Annotated in this window: 11 protein-coding genes; 5 read left to right on the top strand and 6 right to left on the bottom strand. The window is 65.4% G+C overall.

The features are described from left to right. Positions 1 to 120 precede the first annotated feature (120 nt). From CYJ22_RS07805 to CYJ22_RS10310, 5 genes are all read left to right on the top strand, one after another. Positions 121 to 654, top strand: coding sequence for a phosphoribosyltransferase (locus CYJ22_RS07805; protein ID WP_101602217.1), 534 nt, complete (start codon positions 121 to 123; stop codon positions 652 to 654). After that, entirely contained in the window at positions 651 to 1,340 is a 690-nt protein-coding gene (locus CYJ22_RS07800) for an AAA family ATPase (RefSeq protein ID WP_101602216.1), read from the top strand. Before CYJ22_RS07805 ends, CYJ22_RS07800 begins: the two co-directional genes overlap by 4 nt. Before the next feature lie 226 nt (positions 1,341 to 1,566). Further along, on the top strand, positions 1,567 to 2,907 hold the full coding sequence (locus CYJ22_RS07795) for a cytochrome c biogenesis protein/redoxin (RefSeq protein ID WP_101602215.1): 1,341 nt from the start codon (positions 1,567 to 1,569) through the stop codon (positions 2,905 to 2,907). Between the two features lie 266 nt (positions 2,908 to 3,173). Then, a complete protein-coding gene (locus tag CYJ22_RS10315) occupies positions 3,174 to 3,749 on the top strand; it encodes a hypothetical protein (protein ID WP_243390479.1) in 576 nt (191 codons plus the stop codon). After that, the gene (locus CYJ22_RS10310) at positions 3,740 to 4,111 is read left to right on the top strand and encodes an endonuclease domain-containing protein (RefSeq protein ID WP_243390478.1); all 372 of its coding nucleotides are present in this window, start codon (positions 3,740 to 3,742) and stop codon (positions 4,109 to 4,111) included. The genes CYJ22_RS10315 and CYJ22_RS10310 overlap by 10 nt, the downstream gene beginning before the upstream one ends. A gap of 224 nt (positions 4,112 to 4,335) precedes the next feature. Here CYJ22_RS10310 and CYJ22_RS07785 read toward each other — a convergent pair whose 3' ends face one another. From CYJ22_RS07785 to CYJ22_RS07760, 6 genes are all read right to left on the bottom strand, one after another. After that, the gene (locus tag CYJ22_RS07785; protein WP_101602214.1) at positions 4,336 to 4,842 is read right to left on the bottom strand and encodes a low molecular weight protein-tyrosine-phosphatase; all 507 of its coding nucleotides are present in this window, start codon (positions 4,840 to 4,842) and stop codon (positions 4,336 to 4,338) included. 61 nt (positions 4,843 to 4,903) lie between these two features. Then, a complete protein-coding gene (mtnN, locus tag CYJ22_RS07780) occupies positions 4,904 to 5,647 on the bottom strand; it encodes a 5'-methylthioadenosine/S-adenosylhomocysteine nucleosidase (RefSeq protein ID WP_101602213.1) in 744 nt (247 codons plus the stop codon). Positions 5,648 to 5,762: 115 nt separating this feature from the next. After that, on the bottom strand, positions 5,763 to 8,363 hold the full coding sequence (locus CYJ22_RS07775) for a SpaA isopeptide-forming pilin-related protein (RefSeq protein WP_101602212.1): 2,601 nt from the start codon (positions 8,361 to 8,363) through the stop codon (positions 5,763 to 5,765). Positions 8,364 to 8,495: 132 nt separating this feature from the next. Continuing rightward, positions 8,496 to 9,629 carry a class C sortase gene (locus CYJ22_RS07770; RefSeq protein WP_101602211.1) on the bottom strand — a complete coding sequence of 378 codons (1,134 nt, stop codon included), beginning with the start codon at positions 9,627 to 9,629 and terminating at the stop codon, positions 8,496 to 8,498. A 137-nt stretch (positions 9,630 to 9,766) separates the two neighbouring features. Then, positions 9,767 to 11,383, bottom strand: a complete 1,617-nt coding sequence (locus CYJ22_RS07765) for a SpaH/EbpB family LPXTG-anchored major pilin (protein ID WP_007589865.1) — start codon at positions 11,381 to 11,383, stop codon at positions 9,767 to 9,769. 81 nt (positions 11,384 to 11,464) lie between these two features. Continuing rightward, positions 11,465 to 14,500: a prealbumin-like fold domain-containing protein gene (locus tag CYJ22_RS07760; RefSeq protein WP_101602210.1), complete on the bottom strand. Its 3,036-nt coding sequence runs from the start codon at positions 14,498 to 14,500 to the stop codon at positions 11,465 to 11,467. Positions 14,501 to 15,311: the final 811 nt, after the last annotated feature.

The following is a 15,311-nucleotide window of genomic DNA, read 5'->3' as shown; positions in this document are numbered from 1 at the left end:
CGACGGAGTGCGCGCGCGGCACGCATCCGCCCACGTCACAGTTTTATTACCCGTACGAGCGCGCACACACCCACCCGACGGCGATACCCTTGATTCCAACACCCCCGAGAGAAGGAAGCCATGGGTACCACCGCCAGCCCCGACGCCAGCACCGCTCCCGACCGCGAGGTCCTCACCTGGGAGGGCTTTGGCGACGCGTCCCGTGAGCTCACTCAGCAGATCGTCGACTCCGGCTGGATCCCGGACCTGATCGTCGCCATCGCGCGCGGCGGCCTCATCCCGGCTGGCGCCATCGCCTACGCGATGGACGTCAAGGCCATCGGCACCATGAACGTCGAGTTCTACTCCGGCATCGGCGAAACCCTCGAGGAGCCCCAGCTGCTTCCCCCGCTCATGGACGTCTCCGCGATGGACGGCAAGCGCGTCCTCGTCGTCGACGACGTCGCCGACTCCGGCAAGACCCTCAAGATGGTCATGGACCTCATCGACGAGCACGGCCTCTCTCTCGACGGCTCCGCCGCCGTGCGCGTCGAGGCGCGCAGCGTGGTCATCTACAAGAAGCCCGTGTCCATCATCGAGCCCGACTACGTGTGGGCGTACACCGACAAGTGGATCAACTTCCCCTGGTCGACGCTGCCCGTCATCAAGCCGTGACTTCCTTACGGGCGAGCTCAGGACCGCAGTCGGCTGCTGCCTCTCCTGAGTGCGCCCAGGCCTCGTCGATCACCCGGCGCATCGTCGAGGCCGTGGCCGAGCGCGCCCGCCTCGGTGACCCCGTGCGCGTGCTGGGCCTGACCGGCCCTCCCGGGACCGGCAAGACAACGATCACCGCCGAACTGGCGCGCGCCCTGCCCGAGGCCGGCATCGCGGTCGCTGGCCTGGCGCCCATGGATGGCTTCCACATGTCCAACGCGGTGCTGGCCGCGCGCGGGATCGCCGACCACAAGGGCGCGCCCGACACCTTCGACGTGGGCGGATACGTCGCTCTCCTGGGGCGCGTGCGCCGCGCGGACGGCGTGGTCCTCGCCCCCGACTACCGGCGCGACCTGCACGAGCCCGTCGCCGCCTCTCTGCCCGTCGAGGTCGACGGCGTCGTCATCACGGAGGGCAACTACCTGGGTCTCGAGCTGCCCGGCTGGGCGGACGTGCGCGGCCTCATCGACCTGCTCGTATTCATCGATACGCCCTTCGAGGAGCTTGCCTCGCGCCTGATCGACCGCCACGTGAGTTTCGGCCGGGACCGCGCGGACGCCGCGCACTGGGTGCGCACGGTGGACGCGGCGAACATGGCCCTCGTCGATCGCACGAAGGAGCGCGCGGACCTGGTCCTGTCGCTGTAGGCGCGACTCACGCACCGGCACCCCCATAATGTCGCATGCAATTCCCTTGAGGACTGACGCATCACTTCCTCACAATCCGCATGATTTCAACGAATTAAATTATGTATTTGTAGGACACGCAGGGGAATTGCATGCGACTTTTCAGGGACCGGCCATGCCATCCGGTTTCGTGCGTACAACGGACAAGTAGCGTGCATTTTCAACTACTTCCAAGTAAGGTGAACCTATGTTCCTCTTGCTAGGCCTTCTTGGTGGCTTCATCACGGGTATCTCCCCGTGCATCCTTCCCGTCCTACCCGCACTCTTCCTGGGAGCCGCTGGCTCCCGCGACTCAGCATCCTCCTCGAACGAGGCCGCACGTTCCTCTGAGGAAAGCAAGGCGGGCGTTGATTCATCGCTCTTCCGTCTCGCGCCGGGCGTGAACCTGGGCGGGGAAGCTCCGAAGAAGGCAGCCGTGAAGGCCGACGGCAGCGAGTCGGTGACGCGTCGTCCCGTGCTCATCGTCCTGGGCCTCGTCACCTCGTTCATGATCATCACGGTCGCGGGTTCGGCGCTGCTGAGCCTGCTGAACCTGCCGCAGGCACTGATCCGCTGGACCGGCATCATCCTGCTGCTGGCCGTGGGTATCGGCATGATCGTCCCGAAGATCATGGAGGTGCTCGAGCGCCCCTTCGCCCGCCTGGCACCTCGTACGACGGGCGACAGCGCAGGCTTCGGCCTCGGCCTCGTCCTGGGCGCGGCGTTCGTGCCGTGCGCGGGTCCTGTGCTGACCTCGATCATCGTGGCCTCGAGCTCCGGGCAGATCACGTGGCACATCATCGGCCTGGCCATCTCCTTCGCGATCGGCGTGTCGATCCCGCTGATGATCGTCGCGATCGCCGGTTCGGGCGTCGCGGCCCGCTTCCTGAAGACCCGCCAGCGCCCCCTGCGCATCGCCGCGGGCGTGGCCATGATCGCGCTCGCGCTGGGTATCGCGACGGACGCCCCGATGGCGCTGCAGCGCATGATCCCCGACTACACGGCCTCGCTCGAGGCCAGCACTGAAGGCGCCTGTGAGGACGGCACGTGCGAGCCCGAGAAGGAGGTCGAGGCGAGCACCGACTTCGCGCAGTGCGCACGAGGCGGCGCGAAGGATTGCGGTGCCATGCCGACGCTCCAGGCCTCGGAGTGGCTCAACTCCCTGGGCCAGCCGTCCGGCACGGTGACGCTCGTGGACTTCTGGTCGAGTTCGTGCACGAACTGCCAGCGCGAGATCCCCGAGCTCGAGGCGATCTACGAGAAGTACAAGGACTACGGCCTGGTCGTCGTGGGCGTGCACTCGCCCCAGCAGGCCTACGAGCGTGACGCCTCGGTCGTGAACGCGTCGATCGAGAAGCTGGGCATCACCTACCCGGTGGCTCTGGACCCCGACCTCGAGGCCTTCAAGGCTTACGGCGCGACGGCGTGGCCGACGCACTTCATCGCGGGCGCGGACGGCAAGCTGGTCGCGATGGGCCGCGGCACGAAGGGCGTCGAGGAGCAGATCCGCACTCTCCTCACCGAGGCGGGAGCGTCCCTGCCGGACTGAGGCACCGCGCAGGCCTCCATACACGCAGCGAGCGGCTACCGCAAGGTGGCCGCTCGCTCTATTCGGCGGCAATACTGGCCCCCTATCAATTCCGCATGCAATTCCCCCACCCCTCTTTCAACATTTGAAATCAGATCGTTGAAATCATGCGGTTTTCGCGAGGCACCAAATAGACCTCGGCAGGGAATTGCATGCGAAATTTCTTAGTTATCCACAGATTTTTCAAACAGCTCACACAAAGCGTCACAAAGTAGCACGATCTATGCATGGATCTCAACGAAGAGCTACGTAAACGACAAGGCATCACCAAAATTTCAAGCCTGCGCCACGCAGACCTCACTCCTTCAACGCTGCCAGCTGGCATCAGTCACTACCGCGGTTGGATCTACGACCACACCAGGTACACGTTAGATCAGGTACGCGCTTTCGTATACAACGCTTGCCTCTCATGTGTGAGTGCAGCGAAGTTCTATGACCTGCCAGTCGCCACTGGGGAACTCCCACAGCGCACGCATTTGTCCGTCAGACACAGCCGAGGAATGCACTACTCAAAGCTCCGCCGTTTCGACGATGTGTGCGTCCACTGGGAACCCGTCCTGAGCAAAGAAGAAGAACGCACACACGTAGCCAGCATCGGGACAGTCTTGGAGCGAGTGCTCGTCTGCATGCCGCTAAAGGTCTCGCTGCCCATGCTTGATGCCGCGCGCAATCGTGGCCTCTACGACGTCTCGACGCTCACTATCCCACCAACGGGCAGCCGACTGCCTCACCTCAAAGAAGCTCTCTCCCTGTCGTCGGATCGAGCCCGCTCAATCCTCGAAACAGTTGCCGTTTGCAACTGATCGACATGGGGTTGACACCGCAGGTCGGTGTCTGGATTGAAGGAGTCGGCGAGGTCGACATGATCATTCTCGGCTTCATCGTCATCGAGGTGGATGGGTGGGCCTTCCACTCATCGAAAGAGCAGCGCGAGAAGGACCTCAAACGCGATCGAGAACTTTTACGGCGCGGATTCATCGTCCTTCGATTCACCTATGACGACGTCATGAATGGCGACTTCGCGCGAGAGGTCCCGGTATCGGTGCAGGCCCTCCGTCGCCTCGTACCCGACACCAGAACGGAGGACGCACACGCCACCGTGAAGAACGCTGGCTTCCTCGACATCCTGAGCGGATACCTGCCTAGTTATCACCTTCAACACTAATTTCGCATGCAATTCCCCCACTGCTCTTTCAACATTTGAAATCAGATCGTTGAAATCATGCGGTTTTCTAGGGATGCCTCAAAGGACCCTCAGGGGAATTGCATGCGAAATTTAGAAGAGACAGGCACCTAGACAGCCTCGACTACAAGACGCAAGTCACCGCGCGGCACGTGCCGAGGCGCCGCACCCGTCAGCGCGCCGTGCCCGTCAGCGCGCAGCGCCTGTCAGCTGAGAAGCCTCAAAATCTGCGGGGTGACCCGCTCGATGACCTCAAGGGTGTCCAGGAAGTCCTGGTGGCCGCCGTACCACGGGTCGGGCACGTCGCCGCTGCCCTCAGGGTCGAGGTCGCGGTACAGGCAGATGCGCGGCCCCTGCCCCAGGTCGGCGGCGGATGCGGGCGCGCCCTCGTGCTCAACCCCCGCACGATCAGCGAGGCGCTCCAGGACGCTCAGGTGGCGCGACGTCATGGCCAGCACGAGGTCCCACTCCCCCAGCTCGCCGGCGCGGATCTGGCGCGCACGGTGGTCGGGCACGGCGTACCCGGCGTCGCGCAGGACGCGAGCAGCGCGGCGGTCGATCGGGTTGCCCTGCTCTTCATCGGAGACGCCGGCGCTATCGACGACAACGTCCACGCCGGCGCGCGCGGCGGCCTGTTCGAGGATCGCGTGGGCCATCGTGGATCGGCAGATATTGCCGGTGCACACCATGAGGACGCGTGCGGGGCGGGTCATGATCGTTTCCGTTCGTTCGGGGCGGGACGAGGCCGTGGCGGGGACGAGGCCGGGGCGGGCCTCAGAGCAGCGTCAGGTAGGCGCGCACGGCCTGGGCGCTGTGGGCAGCGGCGCGGGCACCGTCCATGTGGAAGGCCTGGTCGGCGGTGGGGCCGCACAGGTCGGAGACGGCTCGCAGCGAGATCCAGTCGACGTCGGAGGACCAGCAGACCTGGGCCATTGCGCAGGTTTCCATGTCGGTGCCGATGGCGTCGGGGAAGCGCTCGCGCATGGGGCCGACGTTGGCTTCGGTGCAGAAGGAGTCGGAGGAGACGATGCGGCCGCGGCGCACGGGGTGTTCGATGAGGCCGCGCAGGATGGGCAGGCGTTCTTCGGCGGCTTCGGAGGTGGTGTAGTCGACGGGCATCTGGGGGACCTGGCCCATGGCGTAGCCGAAGGCGGTCGCGTCGGCCTGCCCGTAGATGGCGCGGGTGCCGACGGCGATGTCGCCGACGTTGATGTCGCGCGCGAGGCCGCCGGTGGTGCCGGCCGCGATGACGATGGGGGCCTCGACGAGGGTGAGGGCGCGCGCGGTCGCGGAGGCGGCGTTGGCCAGGCCGATGCCGGAGGTGACGACCAGGACGGTGCGTCCGTCGAGGATGCCGAGCACGAAGCGCTGGGTCTTGTGGGTGCCCGCGAGGATGGCCTGGGGGGTCTCGTCGTCGCCGATGGGCGCGAGTTCGTGCAGGAGGGGCGCGGCCTCCATGTCCATGGCTGCTTGGATGATGGCGTCGACGCGGATGCGCTCGGGGAAGCTGAGGTTCATGGTTCCCATCGTAGGGGACGAGGCCCGCCGCGGTCGCGCTCGCCTCGCGCGGGGGCGGCACGGGGCGCGCGCCACAGGGGACGTAAAGCGGGGCCGAGCCCCTGCCTCGTGCCGGTTAGGCGGAGCGGCGGCGCACCCACGCGCACGCTCCGGCGAGGCCGAGGAGGGCGGCGCCGAGGCCGAGGTGGGGGTAGATGCCCGAGGAGCCGGAGTTGGGCAGGACACCGACCTGGGTGTCGACGACGCGGATGGCGGGCAGCGCGGCGGTGCCCGTGCCCGTCGCGGCGGGGATGACGCGCACGGAGGTGAAGCCCTCGTCGGCGCCGAAGTCGGTGGCGATCACCGTGGAGGCCGAGGCGTCGGCGCCCACCTCGATGTGGAAGGGCACGGCGCGTGGCAGGAGGACGTGCCCGGCGGGGGCGCGGGTCTCGACGAGCCAGTAGGTCTTGCCGGTCTCGAGGGGCGCGGTGACGAACTGCGATTCGCCGTCGGAGGTGGACACGGGGGTGCCGGTCAGGGCCTCGTTGTCGTAGATCGCGAAGGCGGCGCCCTCAAGCGGGTAGGTGCCGTCCTCGTTGGCAGTGCCGACGGGCTGGGTGCCGGCCTTTTCGATGCGGATGGTGCGCGGGCGGGCGGGCGCGCAGGCCTCGTTGTTGGCGGCGCCGTCGTGGTCGTAGGGGCCGGCGACGGAGTTGTAGAGGCCGCGCTTGGGGGTGAGGCGCCCGTTCGAGGGGACGCACTCGAGGGCGGCCTCGCTGTATCCGGCGGCGGCCTTGTCGCGGGCGACCTTCATGCGGATGAACCAGGTCGCGGACTTTCCGGGTTCCACGGTGGTGCCCTGGGTGAGGACGTAGGTGGCGGCGCGGTTCTGTTCACGGGCGCCGCGCAGTCCATCGAGAGAGGTGGCGATCGCCGCGGAGCGCAGGGTGAGGCCGGGCGCAAAGGCCGGGGTGTCGACGAGGCGGCCGGTCGTGCCCGCGATCGTGCCGTCGTTCGTGGCGGTGACGCGGTAGGTGATGATGATCGTGTCACCGGAGGCGCCCTCGACGCTTTCGACGGTCTTGTCGATGCGCAGCTTGGGGGCCTGCTGCTGAATCGTGAAGTTGCAGGTGATGGGCACGGCGGCCGCGGTCTTGGCCGGGGGCACGTCGGAGAAGTCGATGCCGCCGGTCATGGGGTCGCGGGTGACGTTGACGGCCTCGCCGATACCGTTCACGCACGTAATGTCAGTGAGCTCCCAGCGAGCGGAGTTCGGGTCGTCGGAGACCTTCCAGGGGCCGAAGTAGCCGGGTTCGCCGAAGCGCAGGGGGCGGCGCCCGGGGATGCGCGGGCCGGTCTCGGCGATGACGAACTGGGAGTAGCCGGGGATGAAAGCCTGGTAGTCACTGAGGACAGTGCCGTCCTTGCCGTAGCCCGTGGGGGTCAGGGGGCTGTCCTCGAAGGAGGACCAGTCGACGAAGCCACCCGCGTTCTCGGCGGTCTTGAGGGGCTCGCCCGTGGGCGAGACGAAGTCGCCGATGCCCAGCGTCGTGAAGTTGAAGGAGGGGATCTTGCCGCCGATCGCCTCAGATTCCGGGGTGACGGTCTTCGCGATGCGGATGTAGCGTTCCTGGCTGAAGGTTGCGTATAGGCACCCGTAGGAGGTCTTGTTTTCCTTCGAGCTGAAGGTCGACACGGGGGTAACGCCCGCGGGCGGCGTGTCCGGGCAGGCGCCGTCGCCGCTGGGGGTGAAGCCGGCGATGACGAGGCGGTACGGGATTCCGTCGATCATGACGGTCTTGTTCGAGGTGGTCCGCGAGATCGTCAGGACATCATCGGAGTTGGGGCTCTGGTCGGGCGTGCCCGCGGCGTCGGGGTAGGCGGCCGGGTTGTTCGTGTAGATGTCGCGGTTGCCTCGGCCCTTGCCGACGTGGCGGTAGCAGTACCAGACGCCCGGTCCGGCGTCGCGGTTGAGGGCGGCGAAGGGCGCGTTGGCGGGGCAGGAGTTCGGGCCGTTGGCGCGCGAGGCGAGCATGTAGGCGCCCTCGTCGCTGAGGGCCGCGGTGGTGTCGGTGTCGTCCTCGGTCTCCTCCTGGTCGAAGGGGAAGGAGTCCTCGATGCCGCCGATGCTGACATCGATCGACGAGTGGACCCACTGGCTGGCCGAGTGCACCTGGAAGTTGTTGTGTCGCACGGTGCCCAGCAGGAAGGGCTTGCCGATGGGGACGTCGCCTGGGTTGTTGGGCTTGTAGCCCAGGGCGTTGGTGTTCTGCGGCGAGATGACGCCGGTGGCGACGGGGTTGGCGGCGGGCAGGCCGCGCGCGATGTAGGTCCAGTAGTCGCCCGAGGCGACGGCGGCGTCCAGCATGGGCTGGGCGGTTCCCACCTGGAGGGGGGACGAGGACTGGGCGGGGTCGGCCGCATCAAAGGGGCCGGCACCGCGTACTGTCCCGACGTAGGCGTTGTCGGGAACGTTCGTCGTGCGATCGAAGCCCGAGCCGTTAATGGTGGCCGCGCCGAGGCGGCCGGCGGATGAGGTGACGGGGACGGTGCCCCCGCCGGGGGGCTCGAGCGCAGGGTCTGCGTCGGCGCGATCAGGGACGACGAGGCCGGGGAAGGCAGCTGCGCTCGCGACAAGGAGGGCGGCCAGGGTACGCGCGACGGTGCGACGAGGCCGGGACTCGGCCCTCGCGTGCGTGGCGCGGCGGGAGCGTGCGCCGCTGGGGTGATGCTCCACAAGCCCTCCAGATTGTTTGACAGTTACTCACTGACTTTAGCGTAGATGCGCGGAAACGCGCGGGTGAGCTTGCTCGCTCGTCCGCGCGTTTCCGCGAGTCAGGCGGCCCGAGGGGCCACGCGAAGGAGGTGCTTACTGCTTGCCGCGTTCCTCGAGCATCTTCTTGAGGGCGGCGGTGCGGCCGGCGTCGATCTCATCCTCGGAGATCTGCTCGGCGTCCGTCAGCAGGTCCGGAGTGGCGGCGGGCGCCTCGGAGGCGGCGGTCGAGGCCTCAGCGGGGGCGGCCGCATCTGCGGAATACGAAGCGGCCTCGGCGGACTCAGCCCCGGCCTCGTCCCCGGCCTCAGCCGAGGCGAGCGCGCCAGCGGCGGCACCCTCGACCTCCTGCGGCTCCTCGTCCTTGCGCTTGCGGGAGCGCAGCCAGAGGATGCCGGCGACGAGGAGGATGACGGCGACGGACGCGAGGACGGCGATCATCCACGGCTTCATGACGGAGCCCTTGACCTGCGCGGCTTCGGCGGCGACGGCTGCCTCGTCCATGGGGACGCGCTCGCCGGTCACGAGGAGGCGGTGCGTGTTGACGCCGTAGGGCGTACAGGTGATGAGGGTGGCCAGATCCTTGCCCTCGACCTTGTTGAGGGACTCGGTCTCGTGGGGCAGGACGACGCGGATGTCGGTGACCTGGTACTTGAGGTGGCGTCCGGCGGTCTCGATGTAGAAGTAGTCGCCCATCTTGACGCTGGTCAGCTGGTCGAACATGGTCGCGTTACCCAGGCCGGTGTGTCCGGTGAGGACCGTGTGCGTGGATTCGCCGCCGACGGGCAGGGCGGTGCCGAAGAGGTGGCCAACGCCCTTGTCGAGCGTCGCGGTGTCGGTGCCGTGGTAGATCGGCAGGTTGACGTCGATCGAGGGGATCTTGATGGTCGCCATGACGTCGTTGAGGTTGAGCTGGCTCAGGTAGTCCTGGTACTGGGCGGTGCCGGGGCGCTGGGCGTCCAGCCAGGGATCGAGGATGGGCGACTCGGAGGCCTTGAGGTTGTATTCGTCGGCGCGGCGCAGGGATTCGGCGACGGCGTCGGGGCCCGCGTTGTCAGCGACGGCGCTGAATTCGGAGGCGATGCGTTCCTGGCGCGCGTTGTTGTACTGGGTCGCGAAGACGGGGTACAGGAGGACCAGGATGCCGGCCAGCAGCAGGATCGGGGGCGCGATCGTGAGGAGACGCCACTTGAGGGGTGTCTTCTTCTTGTCGGGCGCTTGGGTGCTCACGCTTTCTCCGTTCATTGCCGAGGCCGTGGAAGTTTGTCTGGTTACAGGGTAGTACTGCCGGGGGCGATTGCGGGCAACGCGAGGGGGGTGTGGACCCGCGGGTCCACACCCCCCTGTGTGTCGCTAGCTAGCTAGGCTCAGGCGTCGGCCTGCTCCTTGCGGCGCTTGTTGGCCAGCGCGATCGCACCGGAGCCGCCCACGAGGAGGGCGCCAGCGCCGATCAGGACGCCAACACCGGCAGCACCGGTCAGCGGCAGGTTGAAGCCGCCGCGCTTCGGGACGTCCTTCACCGTGGTCTTGAGGGTGTACTCGTTGTCAGCGGTGGAGTTGGACTCGAGGACCTGGAAGGCGATCGGGCGGGTCTGGAGCTCGAAGCCCTCGGGGGCCTTGGTCTCGACGAGGCAGTACCAGCCGCGGTCAGCCTCGGCGACAGCAGCGTTGTTCTCCCAGTCGTTGTTGCGCAGGCCGTCGATGGTGACCTCACCGTTGGCGTCGGTCGCGTAGGTTTCCTTGCCAGCGGGCGCGAGCTTGGTGTCGAGGGACGCGTCAACGGACTGGAAGTTCTCGGTGGGCTTGGTCGTGGGCGTGCACTTGTAGACCTCGAACTCAGCGCCTTCGAGCTTCTTGGTGTCCTCCACGGAGGAGACCTTCGTGATCTTCACCTTGCCGAACTTGGAGACAACCTCAGAGTTCGGGTAGTCCGGCGGGGGAACGGTACCGGAGTTGGGCTTCCAGCCGTTGGAGGGAGCGTTGGGGAGCAGGGTGGCCTTGTTCTTGAACAGGCCGTCGTTCTCCACCTTGTCCTTGACGGTGCCGGCCAGGTCCATCTGGACCTTGGTGTTGTCGTCCTTGCGGTTCTCGACCAGCTTCTTGCGGCCGGCCTCGGTGAACTCGGCGGTCCAGAACTTGGTCTTGCCGTCGGTGCCGTCAGCGGCGATCAGCTTGTAGTCGGTGTCCTTGGCCAGGGCGACCTCGCCGGTCTTGCCGTCGATGATCTTCAGGGCGATCTTGGCCTCGGGCAGCTCCACGCGCTTGTCGTACTGGTCGACGACGTCGTAGAAGTCGAGGGCCTCAGCGGCGGGGATGTCCGACTTGATGGTGTAGGAGATCGCGGAGCCGATGGCGGGGGTGTTCGCGTCGGCGACGGTCTTCTCGATGCCAGCCTTGGAGTTCTTCGGGTAGGCGTGGACGTTGTAGACCCACTTGTTCAGCTCGGTCGGGTGCGTCATGGGCACCGTGATGATGAAGGGCTTCGCGCCGACGTAGCCGGCGGGGGTCTCGGTCTCGGTCACGACGTAGGCGCCGAGCTTGAGGCCATCGAAGGTGGCCAGGCCGCCGCCGGCGGTGGTCTTCTCGCCGGCATCTTCAACGCCGTCAGCCTTCGCGGTGTCAACGTTGCCGTTGTAGCCAGCGAGCTTCTCCCAGCCGGCCTGCGTGGTGAGGTCGACGGTGGTCAGGCGCTGAATCTTGAACTTGGCGCCGTCGAGGGGGGTGCCGTGATCGGAGGTGTCCTCAAGGCCGTTACCGGCCATGGTGCCGTTGTTGGCGTCCTTCACGTACTTGTGGATGGTGATGGAGCCGGTCTTGGAGGTGTCGAGGTCGACCAGCGAGGGGGCGCGCTCAACAGTGGCAGCGAGGCCGAAGGCGGGGGCAGCCTGGGTCGCAGAGGTGGCGGCGGGCAGGGCCAGTGCGCCGGCGGCGACGGCGAAGGCTGCGAGCAGGCTCAGGCTGCGGCGGGTCTTCGTGGTGCTCATGGGTTTTCTTTCTCCTGTGTGTGTGATTTCGGGAGTTTTTTCTGATGGTGGGTCTCGTGGTCACGGGACCTCATGGGTGGCTCAGGCGATTGCCTTGCGCCTCTTGGTGGTGACCACGGTCATCACCATCGCCCCGGTCATCAGCACAGCTGCGGCGCCGATGTAGGGGTAGATTCCGGTGCTGCCGGCCTTGGGCAGCTCGCCAACCTCGGTGTCCTTGACAACGATGGTGGCCTTGCGGGTTCCGGCGACCAGGAAGCCCTGGGGGCCGGGGAGGCTGGAGGCCTCGGAGGTGAAGGACTGGACGGCGCTCTTGGCCCACTTGGCGGAGTCCGTGAGGTCGTCCGCAAGTTCCACGTTCGTTCCGGAGCTGTTGCCGCGGGGGGTGGTCAGCGTGAACGCGATGGGCTTGGGCAGCAGGGAGTGTCCCGCGGGGGCCTTGGTCTCGACGAGCCAGTACATGGTGTCGAGGTTCAGGTCGTTGACGCTCCAGTAGTAGCCATCGGTCGCGGTCGCCTGGGTCAGGGTCTTGACCACGGTGGCGTTGGCGTCGGCATTCGGGTTGGCGTTGTAGATCGCGAACTCAGCGCCCTCGAGGGGGTACAGCGTGACTCCGTTGGGGCCCGTGTACTGGTTCGAGGCGTCCGCGAAGGTCTTGCCCGTGTTCTGCGTGCCGGCCTTGATCACCACGAAGTCGTGGGGAACGGTCGGGCCACAGGCCTTGTTGTTGCTCGTGCCGTCGGAGTCCTTGCCGTTCTCAGCCAGGACCTCGTTGAAGAGGCCCTTGCCGGGAGCCAGCTCGTTGTTCCCGTTGATGGAGCAGGCCAGGTCGGCCTCGTTGTAGCCGGCGGCTGCAGGGTTACGGACGACCGCGAAGCGGATCCAGTATTCCTTGGTGGCCTTGGGGGCCAGCTCGACGCCGTCGGTCAGCGTGTAGACGCCGTTCGTGGCGGTGGCGTTGGACGCGGAGTCCAGGCCGGCCTGGGTTTCGGCGATCTTCGCGGACTGGATCTCCAGGCCCTTGGCGAAGTCGGGCTTGTCGGTGAGCTTGCCGGTGTTGGCGGCCAGCGAGCCGTCGTTGGTGGCGACGATCTTGTAGTCCACGTTGAAGCTCGTGGCGCCGTTCGCGCCGCCGTTCGCCTCGATGGACTTCTCGACGCGCAGCTTGGGAGCCTGATATTCGTTCACGAACGTACAGGTGATGGGGGCTGCCTCGTTGGAGGCGGCACCTCCGACGTTCTTGAAGTTGACGCCGCGCTCGGTCTTGGTCACGGCGACGTCTTCACCGATACCGTTGACACACTTGATGTCCTTGAGGCTCCACTTGTCCTCGCCGCCGGTGTTGATGTCCTTCTCCGTGATGGTGAAGTCGGAGTTACCGACCTCGAAGGGGATGAACACCGAGTCGTACTTCGCCTGGGCCTCACCGAAGGCGGTGGGGGTCAGCGTCGCGGCCGGGTCGGCTGCGGAGATGTACGAGGTCTTGGCGGGAGCGGAGGAAGCCGTGGGCTTCGTGACGGTCACGGTGCCGGTGGTCGCCGGGGTGCGGTCGGTGTTATCGTGCCAGGTCGCGCCGGTCTCCACCAAGAAGTTGGCGGCAGGGATCGTCGGGTTGGCGCCCGCGGGGTCCTCGACGGCCTTCGCGATGCGCACGGAGCGCTCCTCGGTGATGACGCCGTAGAGGCAGCCGTAGTTAACCGAGAGCTCCTGCGTGATGAAGGTGTCGGTACGCTTGGCGTCCGCCGGAGGCGTTGCCGGGCAGTTGGCCGTCGGGATGGAGTTGAAGTTATCCGGGGTCAGGAAGTTGGTCGCATTCGTCGCAGGGGTGAAGCCCCACAGCTGAAGTCGGTAGGTGCGGCCATTCTTCGTGAAGGTACGATCCGAGGTCGTCTTCTTCAGCTTGACGGTATCCCACACGTAGGGGTTTTCGTTGACGTTACCCTTGGCACCGGGCCACTCGATGGGCAGGGCCCTCTTCGTAGTGATCTGGTTGTAGGGCTGCTCGGCACCCTTGTTGTAGTACTGGCTGTAGAGGTCGTACTCACCGTTACCCTCACCCACGTACTTGACGCAGTAGTAGCGTCCGGAGCGAGACTCGGGCTTGTTGACGTAGCCCTGCGAGCGGTCAGCCGCATTGACCGGGTCAGGCTCGTAGGCCGTACCAATGAAGACTCGCTCGCCGGTTGCGGGGTCGGTCACCCACTTGGGCGTGCCGTAGTAGCGCCCCTGGTCCATAACGGCGTCGCGCAGGTACTGAACACCAGATTCAGGAAGCGCTCGTTCCGTTGCATCCTTACCGTTAATTCCGATGTCCGTACGGCAGGTTCCGGTTCCAGCAATACCGGGGTGCTTGACGTAGGCGCCGCCCTTGCGATACATGATCGTCGAAGACAGAGTATTGAACGTCTCATTGTTAACAAACGGGAACGACTCACCGGGATCACCGGGGATCAGGCCGGTCATCTGAAGGTTCAGTGAGGAGTGCAGGTACGGCTGGATCTGAGCCGTACCACCGATCGGCAGGTTGTTGTGGCGGATCGCACCAAGCAGGAACACCTGGCCGGGGTCGACCGCGCCGGGGTTGTTCGGCTTGAAGCCGATGGCGGACTGGCCGTTCACCCAGATAGCCTTATCGCCCGCATTCTTCCACTTGTCATAGTGGGCCTGCATCCACGCCTTACTAGCGGGGGGATCACCATAGTCGACAGACTGATCATCCCACTTCCACGGCATGCCTCGGGCGATGTAGGTCCACGCATCGTTCGCCTTAGCGTATGGACCACCAAGACTGGTCGTGACGGGAGTGTTGCCCGTGCGAATACGCTCCTCCGTCATGCCCTTGACGATGCCGTAACGAATGAAGTTGTTGTAGTCAGTCGTCTCATCCGTCTCAGAGCCATTGGTAATACCTTTACCCATCCAGGCAGAGACTTCGCCGACGTCAATCTTCGTTGCACCGGGCTCCTGGGCAGCCTGGGCGGCCTGGGGGGCGGCGACCTGGGAGACGACCAGCGTGCTGGCCGCAGTAGCCACGACGGCCAGGGCGGCCAGGGCGCGGGACGCAACTCCTGCTCGCTTGGTCCGCGCGTGGCCTGCGCGCGCTCGACTCGTTGCCATTAATCGATCTCCTTGAAGACTGTTGCTTCGCTGTGTCGTACTCGGGGGGATGTCCCGAGAGGTTTTTCCACAACCTTGATGACACTCAGCGTACGACGCGGTTACCGAAAAATGCAACCCATTTTCTGCAGCTTTGCTAGTGGTCTACCTTACAGAAAAACAGTCAAGTGATATTTCCGCAGGATATCAACGGTTGACCTACTGGTTTCAATCTATGAAAACATGCTTTTTCGGCTATTTTCATCTTTTTTAACGGCTGGCAACAAATCAAAATGTGGAACTTTGTAGCGCTTTACAGATCCCCAACAATCAACCGTCGATCCTATTTTCAGACCGGTGTCACCCCCAAAGCGTCAAGCAATGCAAGGAAAATCCTTTGTCCTGTCACCCATTTCCACTCAAACTTCTTCCCACCTGCGAACACATAGGACTTTCGCCCTACTCGCACCCACTCCGCCTGCTGCCGCACCTATACGCCCCCTCCTCCCCAGACGCCCCGATACGCCCCTCCCTCCCCAAAGTCGCATGCAATTCCCAAACAGGAGTGACTCAGCAGCATGAACTGATACGAACATGCAATGCGCACAGGGGGAATTGCATGCGAAACTGCGGGACACCATGCCATCCGCCCTATCAAAAGTCGCACGTAATTCCCCCAGAGTCTCGTTCATCAACAGCTCGAAAACCGCGGAATATCAACGATCCGATTTCAAACTCTGAAACATTCTCAAGGGAATTACGTGCGAAACTGCTGAGCTGCACCACGGTTCCTGGGATGCCCCACCCAGAGCCGCCGCATGGACTGCGGGGC

It is taken from the genome of Schaalia odontolytica (assembly GCF_002847525.1).
Taxonomy (GTDB): Bacteria; Actinomycetota; Actinomycetes; order Actinomycetales; family Actinomycetaceae; genus Pauljensenia; species Pauljensenia odontolytica_B.
This window is presented reverse-complemented; position numbering and strand designations above follow the sequence as displayed.

Bases quoted from the DNA above. Each gene is read 5' to 3' on its own strand.
- CYJ22_RS07765 (WP_007589865.1), bottom strand. From the start codon at position 11,383: ATGAGCACCACGAAGACCCGCCGCAGCCTGAGCCTGCTCGCAGCCTTC.
- CYJ22_RS10315 (WP_243390479.1), top strand. From the start codon at position 3,174: ATGGATCTCAACGAAGAGCTACGTAAACGACAAGGCATCACCAAAATT.
- CYJ22_RS07795 (WP_101602215.1), top strand. From the start codon at position 1,567: ATGTTCCTCTTGCTAGGCCTTCTTGGTGGCTTCATCACGGGTATCTCC.
- CYJ22_RS07785 (WP_101602214.1), bottom strand. From the start codon at position 4,842: ATGACCCGCCCCGCACGCGTCCTCATGGTGTGCACCGGCAATATCTGC.
- CYJ22_RS07760 (WP_101602210.1), bottom strand. From the start codon at position 14,500: ATGGCAACGAGTCGAGCGCGCGCAGGCCACGCGCGGACCAAGCGAGCA.
- mtnN (WP_101602213.1), bottom strand. From the start codon at position 5,647: ATGAACCTCAGCTTCCCCGAGCGCATCCGCGTCGACGCCATCATCCAA.
- CYJ22_RS07805 (WP_101602217.1), top strand. From the start codon at position 121: ATGGGTACCACCGCCAGCCCCGACGCCAGCACCGCTCCCGACCGCGAG.